Annotated in this window: 13 protein-coding genes and 1 pseudogene; 7 read left to right on the top strand and 7 right to left on the bottom strand. The window is 71.3% G+C overall.

The window, feature by feature from the left end:
* Positions 1–33 precede the first annotated feature (33 nt).
* Entirely contained in the window at positions 34–1,755 is a 1,722-nt protein-coding gene (locus ACE3UN_RS04400) for a PAS domain S-box protein (RefSeq protein WP_374673702.1), read from the top strand.
* Here the strand turns inward: ACE3UN_RS04400 and ACE3UN_RS04395 are convergent.
* Both ACE3UN_RS04395 and ACE3UN_RS04390 read right to left on the bottom strand, forming a co-directional pair.
* Positions 1,752–2,855 (bottom strand): glycoside hydrolase family 5 protein, encoded by a 1,104-nt coding sequence (locus ACE3UN_RS04395; protein ID WP_374673701.1) that lies wholly within the window; start codon positions 2,853–2,855, stop codon positions 1,752–1,754. The two genes, ACE3UN_RS04400 and ACE3UN_RS04395, sit on opposite strands and share 4 nt — an antisense overlap.
* A gap of 97 nt (positions 2,856–2,952) precedes the next feature.
* Positions 2,953–3,645, bottom strand: coding sequence for a hypothetical protein (locus ACE3UN_RS04390; protein ID WP_374673700.1), 693 nt, complete (start codon positions 3,643–3,645; stop codon positions 2,953–2,955).
* Positions 3,646–3,710: 65 nt separating this feature from the next.
* On the opposite strand from ACE3UN_RS04390, the gene ACE3UN_RS04385 reads away from it, so the two are divergent.
* Positions 3,711–4,649: an SDR family oxidoreductase gene (locus tag ACE3UN_RS04385; RefSeq protein ID WP_374673699.1), complete on the top strand. Its 939-nt coding sequence runs from the start codon at positions 3,711–3,713 to the stop codon at positions 4,647–4,649.
* 14 nt (positions 4,650–4,663) lie between these two features.
* Here the strand turns inward: ACE3UN_RS04385 and yaaA are convergent, their stop codons facing one another.
* The 5 genes and pseudogenes from yaaA to ACE3UN_RS04360 all read right to left on the bottom strand — a co-directional run.
* A complete protein-coding gene (yaaA, locus tag ACE3UN_RS04380; protein ID WP_374673698.1) occupies positions 4,664–5,443 on the bottom strand; it encodes a peroxide stress protein YaaA in 780 nt (259 codons plus the stop codon).
* 91 nt (positions 5,444–5,534) lie between these two features.
* On the bottom strand, positions 5,535–6,461 hold the full coding sequence (locus tag ACE3UN_RS04375; protein WP_374673697.1) for a sulfotransferase: 927 nt from the start codon (positions 6,459–6,461) through the stop codon (positions 5,535–5,537).
* Between the two features lie 6 nt (positions 6,462–6,467).
* A complete protein-coding gene (gene ypfH, locus ACE3UN_RS04370; protein WP_374673696.1) occupies positions 6,468–7,250 on the bottom strand; it encodes an esterase in 783 nt (260 codons plus the stop codon).
* Positions 7,251–7,287: 37 nt separating this feature from the next.
* Positions 7,288–10,671, bottom strand: coding sequence for an error-prone DNA polymerase (locus ACE3UN_RS04365; protein WP_374673695.1), 3,384 nt, complete (start codon positions 10,669–10,671; stop codon positions 7,288–7,290).
* A gap of 179 nt (positions 10,672–10,850) precedes the next feature.
* A pseudogene (locus ACE3UN_RS04360) lies at positions 10,851–11,870 on the bottom strand (integron integrase); the annotation flags it as partial.
* A 140-nt stretch (positions 11,871–12,010) separates the two neighbouring features.
* Here ACE3UN_RS04360 and ACE3UN_RS04355 point away from each other — a divergent pair.
* The 5 genes from ACE3UN_RS04355 to ACE3UN_RS04335 form a co-directional block, all read left to right on the top strand.
* Positions 12,011–12,466 carry a hypothetical protein gene (locus ACE3UN_RS04355; RefSeq protein ID WP_374673694.1) on the top strand — a complete coding sequence of 152 codons (456 nt, stop codon included), beginning with the start codon at positions 12,011–12,013 and terminating at the stop codon, positions 12,464–12,466.
* A 1,246-nt stretch (positions 12,467–13,712) separates the two neighbouring features.
* On the top strand, positions 13,713–14,057 hold the full coding sequence (locus ACE3UN_RS04350) for a hypothetical protein (protein WP_374673693.1): 345 nt from the start codon (positions 13,713–13,715) through the stop codon (positions 14,055–14,057).
* Positions 14,058–14,623: 566 nt separating this feature from the next.
* Entirely contained in the window at positions 14,624–14,947 is a 324-nt protein-coding gene (locus ACE3UN_RS04345; protein ID WP_374673692.1) for a YrhB domain-containing protein, read from the top strand.
* A gap of 109 nt (positions 14,948–15,056) precedes the next feature.
* Positions 15,057–15,449, top strand: a complete 393-nt coding sequence (locus ACE3UN_RS04340) for a hypothetical protein (RefSeq protein ID WP_374673691.1) — start codon at positions 15,057–15,059, stop codon at positions 15,447–15,449.
* Positions 15,450–15,546: 97 nt separating this feature from the next.
* A partial coding sequence (locus tag ACE3UN_RS04335; protein WP_374673690.1) for a hypothetical protein occupies positions 15,547–15,939 on the top strand: 393 nt, incomplete at its 3' end.

Raw genomic sequence — 15,939 nt, 5'->3', positions numbered from 1 at the left:
ACGCGCCGCGCCGAGCTCCGCTATGCTGGCCGCGTGACCGCGCCTGACCCGCTCCCGGATGACCCCCTGCAGCGCGCCCTGGACCGCGCCCATCAGCTCGAGGCCGAGCTGATCGCCGCCCGACAGGCGCTGCGCGAAGGTGAGCAGCGCTACCGCCTGCTGTGGCAGGCCACGGCCGATGCGGTGGTCATCATCGACGGCCACAGCCGCATCCTCTTTGCGAACCCGGCGACGCGCGAGCTGCTGGGCCACGCGCCCGAGAGCCTGATCGGGCAGGACCTGGCCGTCCTGCAGCCGCCGCACCTGCGCGCGGCGCATGTGGCCGGCATGGCGCGCTACCTGCGCGACGGCCAGCGCCGCCTGAACTGGCGCGGCACCGAAACGCTGGCCCGCCATGCCGACGGATCCGACGTGCCGGTGGAAGTGAGCTTCAGCGACCTGTCGGTGCAGGGGCAGCCGCTGTTCGCCGCCTTCCTGCGCGACATCAGCGCCCGGCGCCGCGCCGAGGCCGAACGCCAGGCCCTGCAGAGCCAGCTGGCGCAGGCGCAGAAGATGGAAGCCGTCGGCGTGCTGGCCGGCGGCATCGCCCACGATTTCAACAACGTCGTGGCGGCCATCCTGGGCAACGAGGTGCTGGCCCGCGACGAGCTGCCGGCCGGCCACCCGGCGGCCGAGCGCCTGGACGCCATCCGCCGTGCCGGCCTGCGGGCGCGCGAGCTGGTGCGACAGCTGCTCGCCTTCTCGCGCCAGCAGCCCGCCCAGCGCCAGCCCTGCGACGCGCGCGTGCTGGTGGCGGAGGCCATGGGGCTGCTGCGGGCCGCGCTGCCGGCGGGCATGCGCCTGGATGGGGAACTGCCCGACGACCCGCTGCCCATGATGGCCGACGCCACCCAGGTGGTGCAATCGCTCATCAACCTGGGCACCAACGCCTGGCAGGCACTGGGCGGCCGCGGCGGCCACGTGCGCTTCCGCGCCTCGCGGGTGGACGCGCACGCGGCGCAGGCCCCTGCCGTCGCCCCGCCCGGGCGCGGCGCGGACGCCGGCTGGGTGTGCCTGGAGGTGGCCGACGACGGCCCCGGCATCCCGCCCGAGCTGCACAGCCGCATCTTCGACCCGTTCTTCACCACCAAGCCGCCGGGCGAGGGCACCGGGCTGGGCCTGTCGGTGGTGCACGGCATGGTCACCGGCCACGGCGGCACCGTCACGCTCGACAGCGCACCGGGCCTGGGCACCGTGTTCCGGCTGTGGCTGCCGGCCGCGCCGGGCGCGCTGCCGCAGGCCGAGCCCGCGATGCCGCTGCCCGAGACGACCGCGTCGCCCGCGGGCGGCGCGCCCGCACCCGCCGCGCGCCTGCCGGGCGCGCGGGTGCTGTACGTGGACGACGACGAGGTGCTGGCGCTCATGGTGGCGCAGCTGCTGCAGCGGGCGGGCTGCGTGGTCACCACCTGCTGCGAACCGGCCCAGGCCCTGCGCACGCTGGCCGCCGACCCCGCCGCCTTCGACCTGCTGGTGACCGACCTCAACATGCCGGAGGTGTCCGGGCTGGAGCTCGCCCACGCGGCGCACGGCCTGCGCCCCGGCCTGCCCGTGATCCTGACCTCCGGCAACCTGCCGGCCCAGCTGAGCCTGTGGGACGGCGAGCCGGCCGCCCCCCTGCCCTTCGCCACCTTGCCGAAGGAGGAGGTGGCGGAGGGGCTGGTGCCGCTGGCGGCGCGCTGCCTCCAGCAGGCCTGGGCGGGCGCCCCGAAGGCCTAAGGCGCGGTGCGGAACGCGGCACTCACCGCGTCGATCCACTCGCGCTTGGCCACCCACTGATTGCCGCGCTCGTAGTGCACGCCGTACTCGTCGGGGCTGGTGGAGCCGCGGTACTCCCAGTAGGCGAAGCCGATGCGCTGGTCCACCAGGTGCTGCAGCACGCCGCGCACCATGCGGCGGTCCGGGTCCTCGCCCGAGCGCACGCCCACCTGCTGCACGAAGACCGGCACCTTGTGCTGGTTGCGCAGCGCCAGCAGCTCCTGGGCGCGCTGGCGGATGTCCTGCAGCGCGCCCTCGCCGCCGCCCGCCTTGCGCGCGTGCAGGAAGAGGTTGCCGGTGTAGACCACGTCCTTCCAGGCCGGGTTGTACACGCCGCGGATGGCCGGGGCCTTGTAGGCCCGGCCGCCGACGAGGAACGGCACGCCGGGCGCCACGGGGCGGATGGCCGCCATCAGCTCGTCGTAGAAGGCGGCGATCTGCGCATCCGGCACGCCCGGCGGGTTGGGCTCGGGCAGCGGCTCGAACATGCCCAGGTAGGGCGTGTCCTTGTAGCGCGCGGCGACGAAACGCCACACGTTGATGAAACGCTTGCGCGCCTCGGCATCGGTCCAGAAGTTGTGGCCCTGCGGGTAGCGGCCCTGCGGGTCGCAGTACTGGCGCTCCCGCGCGTCCTGGGTGCCGTTCTGCCCGCAGTCGCTGTCCACGAACAGCACGATCCACAGCTTGGCGGCCGAGGCCCAGCGCACCATGTCGTCCAGGTGGCGCAGGTTGGCCGGGTCGATGCCGGCCGTGGCGGTGGCGCCGTCCTCCCGGCTGTCCACCGTGCCACCCCGGCCCTTGTAGAAGCCCCACCAGCGCAGCGGGATGCGCACCACGTTGGCGCCCTGGGCCGCGTTCTCGGCGCCGTCCTGCGGCTGGGCCTTGCCCCAGTGGCCCCAGTTCCAGCCGCGCAGCAGGATGGGCTTGCCGGAGGGGTCGAGCACGTCGGCACCGCTGACCGACAGCCGCGGCGGGCCGGGCGGCTGCGCCGGCGCGGCAGCATGCGCGGCCACCGACAAGGCCAGCGGCAGCATCAGGGCAGACAAGGTACGCAGGAACATCGGGGGCCTCTCTTTCGAGTCTGGAGGGGAGTGCAGTGGAACACCGCGGCGCAGCAATCGGCGCGCCGGGTGCCCCGCCCAGTGGTGTCCGTTCGTGTCAGTCCGGCTCGGCCGGCAGGTCGATCACCTCGCCGCCGGCGTCGACCACGTCCACCGGCCGGGCGAACAGCTCGGCGGCGGAGCGCGCCACCTGGCGGGTGTCGTGCCAGGCATAGGCCGCCACGCCCATGGCGCCCACCACCGGCAGCCAGCGCGACGCCGCCTTGGCGACGCCCTGCTGGGTGAGCTTCACGCCCACGCGCCGGGCCGCGGCGCGCAGCGCCACGGCGCCGGCCTTCTTGACCAGCCAGCGCTCGCCGGCGCGCACCACCAGGTCGCGCACGGCCTGCGAGGCGGTGTGCTTGAACAGGCACCACAGCATCTGCTCGCGCCCCAGCTGGCCCTGTCGGCCATGCACCGCCGCGATGTCGGCCACCAGCTGGGCCTGGATGCGCCACACCGCCATGAGCTCGGGCAGCACGGTGAGCCAGCCCAGCGGCCCCGGCGGCAAGGCCAGCGCCCCGGCCGCCGAGGCCGCCTGGCGCGCGGCGCGGGCGGTGAGGCGGCGCACCGCCTCGGCGGGATCGCTGCTGACCGGCTCGCGCGAGCGCGGCACATGCCCCAGCACGTCGAGCAGGGCATCGGCCAGCCGCTCGCCGGGCGAGTGGGCGGCGGGCCCGGCCACGGGCACCATCGCCCGCTCGCCACGGCGGGCCGGCACGCGGGGGGAACCGGAGGGCGGGACGGACATGATGGCCGCTACCTTAGCAGGCCCGGGCGACCGGCTGGCGGCACGGGCCTTGCCAGGGACTCTCCATGAACCCCTCCCTCAAGCCCCTGGACCACCAGGTCATCGTCGTCACCGGTGCCTCCAGCGGCATCGGCCTGGCCACCGTGCTGCTGGCGGCGCAGGCCGGCGCCAAGGTGGTGATGCTGGCACGCAGCGGTGAGACGCTGGCGCGCATCGCCCAGCACGTGCAGGCCGAGGGCGGCGAGGCGGTGCCCGTGGTCGGCGACGTCGCGGAGCCGGCCGACGTGCAGCGTGCGGCCGACACCGCCGTGGCCCGCTTCGGGCGGATCGACACCTGGGTGAACAACGCGGGGCTGTCCATCTACGGCCGCATGGACGAGGTGCCCGTGGCAGACGCGCGGCGGTTGTTCGACATCAACTACTGGGGCGTGGTGCACGGCTCGCTCGTGGCCCTGCCGCACCTGCGCCGCGACGGCGGTGCGCTCGTGAACGTGGGCAGCGAGGTGTCGGACGCCGCCGTGCCGCTGCAGGGTCACTACAGCGCCAGCAAGCACGCGGTGAAGGGCTTCACCGACGCCCTGCGCATCGAGCTGGAGGCCGACGAGGCGCCCGTTTCCGTGACCCTGATCCAGCCCACGGCCGTGGACACGCCCTTCCCGGAGCACGCGGCCAACTACCTGAGCCAGGCGCCCAAGCTGCCCACGCCGATGATCGAGCCGGCGCGCGTGGCGCGCGCCATCCTGGACGCCGCCACCCGACCGACGCGCCACACGCGCGTGGGCGCGATGGCCGTGCTGAACACCACCATCGCGCGTGTGATGCCGCGCCTGGCCGACGCCATGGCCAAGGTACAACTGGGACGCCAGCAGCGCGAGGAACCCGCCAGCGCGCATGCCGGCACCCTGTGGGAACCGGGCGAGGCCGGCCAGGTGCACGGGCGCGGCAACGAGGACGCCGCCGACCCGAAGCAGGCCTACGAGAGCAACCTGCGCAAGGACGAGTGAGCGCGGCCCGCGGCTCAGCGGCGCCGGAACACCAGGCGGTCGGCCGTGGAGGCCGCCGCGTCGTGGGCGTAGCCATCGGCGTTGAAGCCCACCAGGTCCTCGGGCGTGCGGGCACGCTGCACGATGGCATGGCGCGCCATGGCGCCGCGGGCCCGCTTGGCATGGAAGCTGATCACCTTCCACGCGCCGGCATGCCAGTCCTCGAACACGCAGTCCACCACCCGCGCCTTCAGCGCCGGGCGCAGGGCGGCGCGGCTGTACTCCTGCGAGGCGAGGTTCACCACCACCTTGGCGGCATGGCCGGCCAGCTGCGCATGCAGCGCCTGCGCCAGCGTGTCGCCCCAGTAGGCGTAGAGGTCGCGCTCGCCGCCGGGGCCGGCCAGGCGGGTGCCCATCTCCAGCCGGTAGGGCTGCAGCTTGTCCAGCGGGCGCAGCAGGCCGTACAGGCCGGAGAGGATCACCACGTGCTGCTGCGCCCATTCCCAGTCGGCCACCGGCAGCGTGGCGGCCTGCAGGCCCTCGTACACGTCGCCCGCGAAGGCCAGCGCCGCGGGGCGGCTGTTGGCGGCGGTGAAGCGGGTGGACCAGGCGGCATAACGGGCCACGTTGAGCTGCGCCAGCGCGTCCGACAGGTGCATGAGCGAGGCGACGTCGGCCGGCGTGAGCTGGCGCAGCACCTGCACCAGCGCCGCCGCGCGGTCCACGAAGCGCGGGCGGGTGGCCCGCTCGGCCAGGCCAGGCGGGACGGGGGAGTCGTAGTCGAGGGTCTTGGCAGGCGACAGCAGGAACAGCATCCGGGCACACGGCGGGTCGGGAACAATCCGTAGTGTGCCGTGCCGCGGTGCCGCCCAGCCGCCCCGCCGCCAGGGCGGCCGCGCCGGCGGCTCAGGCGCGCGCGGCGGCCGCGGCCTGCGGCGGGTCGGCCTCGGGCTGCACCGGCCCGGGCACCCGCCAGCGCCGCGTCAGCCGCCCCGTGTCCCAGGCGATCTTGGCCGCCTGCGCCTCGGTGAGCGTGCTGGCCCGGCTGTCACCGGTGGCCGACAGCGGCTGGCCCAGGCGCTCGTCCACGCGGTCCTTGCGGCCGGCCTTGGGCACCAGCATGGCCTCGTCGAAGGGCTCGCCGAGGAACTGGCAGATCTGCGACAGCGCGGCCCGCGGGTCGGCGGTGAGCCAGCCGTACGGGACCTGGAACACGCGGCCCGGCGCGAAGGACACGCTTTCGCGCAGGGCGCGGTCGACGCGGCGGAACTGCTCGATGAGCTGCTGGTCGGTCAGCTGCAGCCACTTCCAGGACTCGGGCGGCTTGCCCAGCGCCTGCTCGCGCGCCAGGCGCTTGCGGTAGGAATCCACCACCTCGGTGGGCTCGCGCACGCAGGCCAGCACGCGCGCCTGGGGGAACACGCTGAAGATGCGCGGCAGCGAATGCACGTGCGAGGGCGTCTTCTCCAGCGGCCGCCGGCCGGGATAGACCTCGTGCGCGGCGAAGGCGAAGAAGGCGCGTACCAGGTCGTCGTCGGCCAGGCGGGCCGGGTCGCCGCCCGCCAGCAGGGCCAGCTGCGAACGCAGCGCGGACAGCGGTTCCTCGCCGCGCAGGTAACCCTGCTGCATCTTGCGCGGCGGGTCCTTCAGCAGGTCCGCCGCGAAACGGAAGATGAAGGTCTCGAACACGTCCGGCACCGGGAACAGCGCCGGGTGCCGCGACATGGCCAGCAGCAGCGCGGACGTGCCGCTGCGCTCCTGGCCGCAGATGAAGACGGGCCGCGCGGTGCTGGCCCAGGCGCGCAGGGCGCCGAGGTCGTCGTGCCAAACCATGCCGGATCAGTGGATGGACGGGGGAGCGGGCGGCGGCAGGTCGCCGTCGCCCTCGGAAGACCGGCCGGCCATGCGCTCGGCCAGGCCGGGCACGGCGCCGAGGGCGCGTGCCCAGGTGCGGTGCGGGATGTGGCTGCGCAGGCGCTCGATGGCCACCTGCACCAGCACCGGGGGCAGCTCGTGGCCCACGCCGTCGGCGATGTCGATGGTGGCGTCGCCCTGCAGCTCGGCGATGCGCTGCATCGCATCGCGCGCATGGTGCACGGGGATGACGTCGTCGTCGCTGCCGTGGAAGAAGTGCAGCGTGGTGTGGGCCAGTGCCTGGTCGGGCAGCTGCCCGTAGCGCCCGGCGAAGGCGAGCACGCGGCCGGCGAGGCCATCGTTCGCCTGCGCCAGCTCGAGCGCGCAGATGGCGCCCTGCGAGAAACCCACCAGCGCGGTGGCCGCGGGCCCCACGCCGGTGGTCTGCTGCGCGCCGCGCACGAAGGCGGCCAGGCGCGGGAGCACGGCGCGCGCCCGCTCGGCGCGGCGGTCCTCGTCCATGCCCTGCAGCGAGAACCACTGGCGGCCGCCCAGCGCGCCGGACGGATCGCCGTCGAAGGGGTCGAAGCCGTCGGGCGCCAGCACGGCGGCCTGCGGGAACGCGCGGCGCAGGGCCTGGGCCAGCGGCACCATGCCGGCGGCGCTGTCGCCGACGCCGTGGAACACGAGCATCAGCTGCTCCGGGCGGCCCTGGGCGGGCAGCCACTGCAGCACCTGGGGGGCATCGGGATGAGGGGGCGGATTCATGCGGGCATTGTGGTGGCAAGCCGCATGCCGGCGGGAGTCAGTGGAAATCCCGGCTGTGGCCGCGGAACTCGGGCGCGGTGCGGTCCAGCTCGCGCAGCAGCGCGCTGTGGTCCACCAGCTTCTTGGCCACCAGGTGGGTGACGGCGCCCTGGCGCTGCCACACGCCATACACCGTGAGCAGCCGGGCGGCGAGCAGCGGCGTGCGCTGCGCCTCGGCCACGCTGGCCCACACCACCACGTTCACCGCGCCGGTCTCGTCCTCGAGCGTGACGAAGATGACACCCTTGGCGGTGTCCGGCCGCTGGCGGTGGGTGACCAGGCCGCTGGCGCGGGCCAGCTGGCCGTCGCGGCAATGGGCCAGCTCGGCGGCGGTGAGCACCTTGAAGCGGGCCAGCTGGGGGCGCAGCAGGGCCAGCGGATGGGCGGTGAGCGACAGGCCCGTGCGCCGGTAATCGGCCAGCAGCTCGGCCCCCAGCGAGGGCGCGGCGAGCTGGGGCTCTTCCGGCTCATCGGTGCGGGTGGCGCGCAGCACGGGGGCGCCGCTGCGCTCGGGGATGCTGCGTGTGTCCACGCCGGCCACCGCCCAGGCGGCCTGGCGCCGGTGCCCCGCCAGCGCCGCCAGCGCCCCGCCGTCGGCCAGCAGGCGCAGGGCGTGCGCGTCCAGCTCGGCGCGGCGAGCCAGGTCTTCCACGCTGGTAAACGGGGCCTCGGCGCGGGCGGCCATGACGCGCAAGGCCGCGTCCTCGCGGAAGCCGGTGAGCCGGCTCAGGCCCAGGCGCACGGGGTGCAGCGTGTGCGCGGGCGGGCTGTGGGCCGCCACGGCCTCGGCCGGCGTCACGACCGGCGCCGCCCCCGCCGGTTCGAGCACCGACTCCCAATCGCTCGCCATCACGTCCACCGGCCGCACGCACACTCCATGGGCGCGCGCGTCGCGCACCAGCTGCGCGGGTGCGTAGAAGCCCATGGGCTGGCTGTTGAGCAGGCCCGCGAGAAAGGCATCGGGGTGGTGGCGCTTGAGCCAGGCGCTCACATACACCAGCAGCGCGAAGCTGGCGGCGTGGCTCTCGGGGAAGCCGTACTCGCCGAAGCCCTCGATCTGGCGGAAGATGGCCTCGGCGAACTCGCGCTCGTAGCCCTTGGCCACCATGCGGGTGACCAGCTTGTCGTGGAAGGGCCCCAGGCCGCCCTTGCGCTTCCAGGCGGCCATGGCGCGGCGCAGCTGGTCCGCCTCGCCGGGGGTGAAATCGGCCGCCAGCATGGCCAGCTGCATCACCTGCTCCTGGAAGATGGGCACGCCCAGCGTGCGGCCCAGGGCCTGCTCCATGTCGGCACTGGGGTAGACCACCGGCTCCTCGCCGTTGCGCCGGCGCAGGTAGGGGTGGACCATGCCGCCCTGGATAGGCCCGGGGCGCACGATGGCCACCTCCACCACCAGGTCGTAGAAGCGCCGGGGCTTCAGGCGCGGCAGCATAGACAGCTGGGCCCGGCTTTCCACCTGGAACACGCCCACCGCATCGGCCGCGCTCAGCATGGCGAACACGGCCGGGTCGTCCTGCTGCTCGGTCAGGCGCTGGATGGGGTATGGCGGCTCCCCCCGCTTCCAGCCCACCCAGGCCAGCCCGCGGCGGATGGCGCTGAGCATGCCGAGCGCCAGCACGTCCACCTTGATGAGCCCCAGCGCATCGAGATCGTCCTTGTCCCACTGGATGACCGTGCGCCCCTCCATGGCGGCGTTCTCCACCGGCACCAAGGTGGTCACGTCGTCGGCGGCGATCACGAAGCCGCCGGGGTGCTGGCTGAGGTGGCGCGGGAAGCCGCGCAGCTGCGACGCCAGCATCGCCCACTGCTGCACCAGCGGCGAGGCCGGGTCGAAGCCGTGCTCGCGCAGGCGCTCGGGGTCGAAGCGGGCACCGCCGTCCCACCAGGCCTGCTGCTTGGTGACGGCCTCGATGCGGTCCAGGTCGAAGCCCAGCGCACGGCCCACGTCGCGCAGCGCCGACTTGCGGCGGTAGCTGATGATGACGCCCGTCATGGCGGCGCGGTGGCGGCCGTACTTGCGGTAGATGTACTGGATGACCTCTTCCCGCCGCTGGTGCTCGAAATCGATGTCGATGTCGGGCGGCTCGTTGCGCTCGGCGCTGACGAAACGCTCGAACAGCAGCTGCGTGCGCGTGGGGTCCACCTCGGTGACGCCCATGCAATAGCACACGGTGGAGTTGGCCGCGCTGCCCCGGCCCTGGCACAGGATGCCCTGGCTGCGTGCCCAGTGCACGAGATCGGCCACGGTGAGGAAGTACGGCTCGTACTGCAGGCGGCCGATGAGGGCGAGCTCGTGATCGATCTGCGCGCGGACATCCGCCGGCACGCCGGCCGGGTAGCGGCGCGCGGCCCCCTGCTCGGCCAGCGTGCGCAGCCAGGTGGCGGGCGTGTGGCCGGCCGGCACCAGCTCGCGCGGGTACTCATAGCGCAGCTCGGACAGCGAGAAGCGGCAGCGCGCCGCCCAATCCACCGCCGCCTGCAGCCAGGCGGGCTCGTACAGATCGGCCAGACGCGAGCGTGGGCGCAGGTAGGCCTCGGCGTTGGATTCCAGCCGCAGCCCGGCCTGCGCCACCGTGCAACGCAGCCGGGTGGCGGCCAGCACGTCCTGCAACGCACGTCGGGAGCGCGCATGCATGAGCACATCGCCCACGGCCACGATGGGCAGGCCGGTGAGCTGGGCGAGCCGCCGCGCCACGGCGATGCGCTCGTCGTCGAAGCGCCGGTGGCGCAGCGCCAGGCCCAGCCCGGCGCGGTCGCCCAGCCAGGTCTTCAGCCACATGGCCTGGGCGTAGAGCGCCTCGAACACCGGCGGCCCGGGCGCTGCGTCGGCCTGGCCGGGGCCCGGGTCGGGGCCGTCCACCAGCAGCAGCGCCGCACAGCCGCCGAGGCCGGCGAGGTGGGGCGCCGTGGGCTCCTTGCCCTCCACATCCGACGCATGCGCCAGGTAGCTGCCCTTGGCCGCCCGGCGCCGCGCCACGGTGATCCAGCGCGACAGATTGGCGTAGCCCCGGCGGTCCAGCGCGTGCACCACCAGCCGCGCGCCGGCGCCGGAGGCGCGATGCGGATGGGATGCCAGCGCCTCATCGGACAGCTGCATGAGCGCACCCACGATGAAGTGCAGCGCCGGCCCCCCAGGTGCGCCACCCACAGCGGCCTGCGCGGGCTGGGAGGACTTGGCCAGATCCTGCACCGCCTCCCAGGCACGCACCACCCCGGCCAACGAGCACTCATCCGTCAGCGCGAGCGCGCCGTAACCCCGCGCCTGGGCCTGCAGCACCAGTTCGGCCGGCTGCGAGGCGCCCGTCAGGTAGCTGAAGCTGCTGCGACACAGCAGCTCGGCGTAGGCCGGCAGCCGCGAGGCGCGTGGGGAAGACGACGGCATGGTTCCAGCCCAGAAGCAGGCAGCCCGGCAAGCCGCACGCCGGTGACGTGCGCCCGCCCCGGCCCGGCCGGCGCGCCGTATTCAGCGGCCGGCTCACGCGCCACCACGGCCGCGCCCCGCCGTGCAACCGGCGATGGGCCGGCGCCGGGCGCCTCAGCCGCCACACCGAAGGCGCCGTCCAGGTCGTCCAGCGGGCTGCGCACCCCGCCCGTGCCCGCACGCAGGACGTGGGTGTAGATCATGGTGGTGCTCACATCGGCATGGCCCAGCAGCTCCTGCACCGTGCGGATGTCCACCCCGGACTGCAGCAGGTGCGTGGCAAACGAATGCCGCAGCGTGTGCGGCGTGGCCGGCTTGGCCACCCCTGCGGCCTGCACGGCGCGCTTGAACGCGCGCTGGAACGCCTGCTCGTGCGCATGGTGCCGCCGATGGCCCGCCGGGCCATCGGGCCCCCGCGGATCGCGCGACAGGGCGGCCTGCGGAAACACCCAGAACCACGTCCACGAATCGGCTGCGCGGGGGTACTTGCGCGCCAGGGCATGCGGCAGATGCACGCCGGGCACGCCCGCGGCCCGGTCACCCTGGTGCACCGCCCACGCCGCGCGCAGCTGGGCGCGCAGAGGCACCTGCAGGGCAGCCGGCAGCATCACCACCCGGTCCTTGCCGCCCTTGCCATCGCGCACGATCACCACCTGACGGGCGAAGTCGACATCCTTCACCCGCAGGCGCAGCCCTTCCAGCAGCCGCATGCCGGTGCCATACAACAGACGGCCGAACAGCTGATGCTCCGGCGGCAAGGCACCCAGCACACGCGCCACCTCGGCCACCGACAGCACCACCGGCAGCCGCGGCTGCCCCCGCGGGCGGGCCAGCTCGGTCATCCAGGGCAGGTGCTGCCCCAGCACGGCCTGGAAGAGGAACAGCAGCGCAGACAGCGCCTGCTTGTGCGTGGACGGCGACACCTGCCGCTCGGCGACCAGCCACGCGAGGAAGCCCTCTACCTCTGCGCGCCCCATCTCGCGCGGATGGCGCGCCGCCCCATGGAAGCGCACGAACGCGCGCACCCAATGCACATACGCCTCTTCCGTGCGCAGGCTGTAGTGCCGGTAGCGCACCTGCTCGCGCAGCTGGTCGAGCAGGCGGGCCGGCGGCGGGCCGCCTGCGGGCAGCCGCGGCGGCGCCGCTGAGGGCGGCGGCAGAACCGACGACTCACCAGCCGACGCCATCGGGCCAGGCACGGGCGCGGGCGCGGGCAAAGACACGGTCGCGTCAGAACGCATGGCAGACGACTCCCCGAGCAATACTGTGTTTCCATCCAGTATCGCGCTAGGATGCCACCATGGCAAGAACCTACGTCTACCGCCCCGCTGCCCAGAACGCGACGGACGCCCACGCCTGCCCACCATCCACGCCGGCAGGCCCCCGCCACAGGCCCGTCGCGGTCGTGTGTCACCCCGACGCGACGGTAGTCACCAAACGCATCAAGCCGGGCCGCCCCGGCACGAAGGGCGCGCTGCAGCAGCACGGCGATGCCCTCGTCTGCGTCCGCTACCGCGACGACCGGGAACGAGGCCACCGCTACACCACGGTCGAACTGGTGATCGACCAGCGCCCCATCCGCCCCCAACCGCTGGTGCGCGTGCACATTGCCTTCGACGACGCGGCCACGCGCCGCGCCGCGCAAGCCATGGGCGCGGAATGGGACCCCAAGGACAAGACATGGCGCATGCCCCGCGCCGCAGCCATCCAAATGGGGCTGCTGCGCAACCGCCGCCCGCCTGGACGAAGAGCGTAGCGCCGCCGCGAAAGAACGCCGACGCCTCCCCCGCGGCTGTCGCGCTCACCTATCCATATTTGGCGTTAGCATGGCCAGCTATGGATCTTCTAGCCACATCTGGGCAGCTTCGTGATGCCTAAAACACGTTAGGTGGCACAGCTCATGAACGAGCGAGCTTTCATCCTTTGGACGGACCTATTCAACGCTACGGAGCGGAAGCCTCACTTCATCAACGATCGTTGCTTTGGTGAAGACTTCGCGGCCTGGCTGCAGGACAAGCTCGCCCGTGTGGCGCTCAGTGTGTCTGACCCGATTCAGGAAGATTGGGGCTGGTGCCTTGTGGCAACGGAGGCGGGAAGAAGGTTTACTGTCTCTGTCGGGGTCATGGACGACTCCATAGGTCAGGTTCCAGCTGAGTGGAGGGTCGGCGTCTCGTATGAGCGCCCCATGAATGGGCTCAAGGGCATGCTTCTTCCAGTGCCCGTTGAGCTCCTAGAGGCGGTCGGTGAGAAACTCCACACGGTTCTAGCAGGCGAGCCTTCCTTCCGTGCGCTTCAACCAGCCACCTAACAACTCCGTCAAGGGGACGGCCACAAGCGGGCTTCGCCCGCTTGCGCCCGCCCCTTACGTCGAGCGTTGGGCCTCAGGTCGAGCGTGTACCAGGTGGGTAGCCGGTTTGGTTTGGCTCCGTCGCGCCGGTTGCGTGGGGCACAGCTCGGCTCACTGCCAAAAGCCTGGTCGTCGCCAGCGTTTCACCCCTCTACTGTTGGCCTCCAGTTCTCGGCGTGTGCCCCTGCTACGGTCCTTCGGTGTGGCGAGGGTACTTTCACGGTTCGCGTGGGCTGTCCGTCCTTCGGCGGCCAGGGCACGGTCGGCTTGCCGCGAAGCTCACTGCTTCCACCGTTCAAGATGTGAGAGCTATGCTCGCTTGAGCGGTCGCTGAAAGCCCGTGCAGCCCACCATGCAGCCCGGCCCAGTCCTCGTCGTCGCCAAGCCGCCAGCCCTGCTGGTTACGGACTTCGCGCTGCTCGCTGCCACCCCGTTCTCGGCAGGCCAGCGCCGAGGCCCAACCATTCACTCCAGCGGACCGCCTTCGGCGGCCGCTGAGTTCAAACGTTAGACCCCTGTGAACCAGTTACCCCTACATGAGGCGCGGCAGCTATGGCGTGCTGCGCTTCGGGCGGAGGCGAGTGTTCGTCCATGTCAGTGGCAAGCGTGGGCCGATTCGCAAGTTCTGTCTCAGCAAGAGCCGCCGTCCTGGGTCTTGCTGTTATCTACCGCGAGTTCCAGCGTTGAAGCGCTGGCAGCCGTAGAGCAAGATGTCGGGCTCGAAGTGGAGCATTGGCTTGATCCCGAGGCGTTGCTCATCGGCTTTGTTGTTGGCCGTCATCTGCGTGGGGAACTGTCTACTGACGCTATGTGGGCCAAGCTTGACCAAGTGGCTGATGTTGCGGAGTTCCTCGATTCCGGCAAGTGGAAGAAGTATTCTGCCCAGGTCAAGGCGCAAGGCGAACCGTTTGAGTCAGGGGCAATGCGAAATCTTTCGCTAGTTGCATCATTCGCAAATGCAAAGCTATCCCTGCTACTCTGCTCGCCCGCAGGGGTCTAACCCCTCCATCGAGCGGACGTCTTACAGCCGGCTTCGCCGTCTGCAAGCCGCCGCTCATGTCGAACGTTGGGCCTCAGGTCAGCCGTGTCCCAGGTAGGTGTACAGCTTCAGTTCGGCTCGGTTGCTGTCGTGCCGTGCAGTACGGGTCTGCCACTGTCTGAAAGGCCGGTCTTGCCGGCTGGGCGACCGCTATTCAGTTGGTCGCCCGCCTTTAGCCTGAGCGTCTGGCAACGGTCTTCCGGTGTGGCTACGGTACTGTCGCGGCCCGTGTGGGCCGTCCGTCCTTCGGCGGCCAGCGCACGGTCGGCTCAGCGCGAAGCTTGCGGTTGCCCACCGTACAAGATGTGAGAGCTATGCCTGCGCGAACGGTAGCTAAAGCCCCGGTCAACCCGCCATGAAGCCCTCTCGGTGCTCTGTCGCCACACTGCCGCCGCCCTCGCTGGCGTCGGTCGCGGGCTGCCTGGTACCACCGCCCCCTCGGTGGGCCATCCGGGCAGGCCCAACCATTCACTCCAGCGGACCGCCTTCGGCGGCCGCTGAGTTCAAACGTTAGGCGCCTCACTAGCATGGTCACGTTTGTTCAAGCGCGAAAGATCGCCGAAGCCTGGGTCGATATCGTCACCAACGGCGGTGCCGCCATTGATCGAGAACGGACAAAGGTCAAACCTTACGGATGGCTGTTTTGCTGGAACAGCAAGAAGTACCTAGCCGATCGATCCCAGGAAGAGGAAGCGCTCGTTGGCAACGTCCCAATCTTTGTCGATCGCGTCAACGGCGAGGTTTTTTGCGCAGGCCCTATGAGCATCGATTGGTTCGTCGAGTACGAGAAGACAATTCCACCAGCGAGGCTCAGCATGCGCCCCGAGCAGCCAAATTGGGAGGCCGAGTAGCAATGCCATGTCAACTGGGCCATCAGCTCTCCTCTAGCCGGGCGCCTAACCCCTCCGTCAAGGGGACGTCCCGCAGGCGGGCCGCCCCTTACGTCGAACGTTAGACGCCATGGGCAATAGTGAGGCACGCGCAGCCAAGTGGGCCACCTTCCTTGCGTCCCGCAACGAGTTTCCGGCGCGCGAGCGCTTTCTGGCCGCATTCAAGTCAGGTCGCATAACTCGCACCTGCGAATGCGGTTGCAACAGCTTCGACATCGAAGTACCAGAAGAGTCAGGCGTGCCTTTATTGGCTCGGCCAGGCAACTATGGCGCAGTGTTCGAATTGATGTTCGCCACCGTGGAGCCGACCGGTTCAATCGAGTTCACGATCTTTGTTGGGAAGAGTGGCCACCTCGCAAGTGTGGATGTTTCCCACTGTGCGAACGCACTGCCGGTACCCGACGAATTCGTCATCATCGAGCCTCCGTATCATGCCCGCGTGTCAGAGGCGCTTGGCGTCTAACCCCTCCGTCAACCGGACGTGCTCCGGCCTGCGGCCTGTGCACGCCGGTTACGTCGAACGTTAGGCATTGAAGACGCGCGCACCTCATCGCTGGCACATGAATTTCAGGTCCTCAAGCTTCGCCACTCTCGCCGCAGTCTGCTACGGCGTGTTTGCCGCTTTTGGCTTTGCTGTGTGGCATACCCTGCTAATCACAGCTGTTCCGAAGGGCACTACTGCATTGGAAATGCTTCAGGGCCTACTCATGCCTGAGCCTGGCGCAAACTTCTTGCGGCTTCATGCCATCACAACCCTCGTCACAGCAGCTTTAGCAGTTCTACTGGCAATGAGGCCACCTGTTGCGGGCGCCGCGTACATGGCTTGTGCAACCGCATCCGTCCTGCTGGCTGTCTTCATCTGGGCCGTCTTCGCGCCGGATGCTGCGATTCTTCCCAGCATGGCTGCTCTCGCTTTGGTTTGGGGCTGGTTCAAAGCCTCCCGCAATGTGCAG

This window comes from Ideonella sp. (assembly GCF_041918995.1).
Classification (GTDB): Bacteria; Pseudomonadota; Gammaproteobacteria; order Burkholderiales; family Burkholderiaceae_C; genus Ideonella.
The sequence above is the reverse complement of the archived record's forward strand: the minus strand, read 5'-3'. Positions and strand labels throughout refer to the sequence as shown.

Bases quoted from the DNA above. Each gene is read 5' to 3' on its own strand.
- ACE3UN_RS04395 (WP_374673701.1), bottom strand. From the start codon at position 2,855: ATGTTCCTGCGTACCTTGTCTGCCCTGATGCTGCCGCTGGCCTTGTCG.
- ACE3UN_RS04390 (WP_374673700.1), bottom strand. From the start codon at position 3,645: ATGTCCGTCCCGCCCTCCGGTTCCCCCCGCGTGCCGGCCCGCCGTGGC.
- ACE3UN_RS04385 (WP_374673699.1), top strand. From the start codon at position 3,711: ATGAACCCCTCCCTCAAGCCCCTGGACCACCAGGTCATCGTCGTCACC.
- yaaA (WP_374673698.1), bottom strand. From the start codon at position 5,443: ATGCTGTTCCTGCTGTCGCCTGCCAAGACCCTCGACTACGACTCCCCC.
- ACE3UN_RS04375 (WP_374673697.1), bottom strand. From the start codon at position 6,461: ATGGTTTGGCACGACGACCTCGGCGCCCTGCGCGCCTGGGCCAGCACC.
- ypfH (WP_374673696.1), bottom strand. From the start codon at position 7,250: ATGAATCCGCCCCCTCATCCCGATGCCCCCCAGGTGCTGCAGTGGCTG.
- ACE3UN_RS04365 (WP_374673695.1), bottom strand. From the start codon at position 10,671: ATGCCGTCGTCTTCCCCACGCGCCTCGCGGCTGCCGGCCTACGCCGAG.
- ACE3UN_RS04355 (WP_374673694.1), top strand. From the start codon at position 12,011: ATGGCAAGAACCTACGTCTACCGCCCCGCTGCCCAGAACGCGACGGAC.
- ACE3UN_RS04345 (WP_374673692.1), top strand. From the start codon at position 14,624: ATGGTCACGTTTGTTCAAGCGCGAAAGATCGCCGAAGCCTGGGTCGAT.
- ACE3UN_RS04340 (WP_374673691.1), top strand. From the start codon at position 15,057: ATGGGCAATAGTGAGGCACGCGCAGCCAAGTGGGCCACCTTCCTTGCG.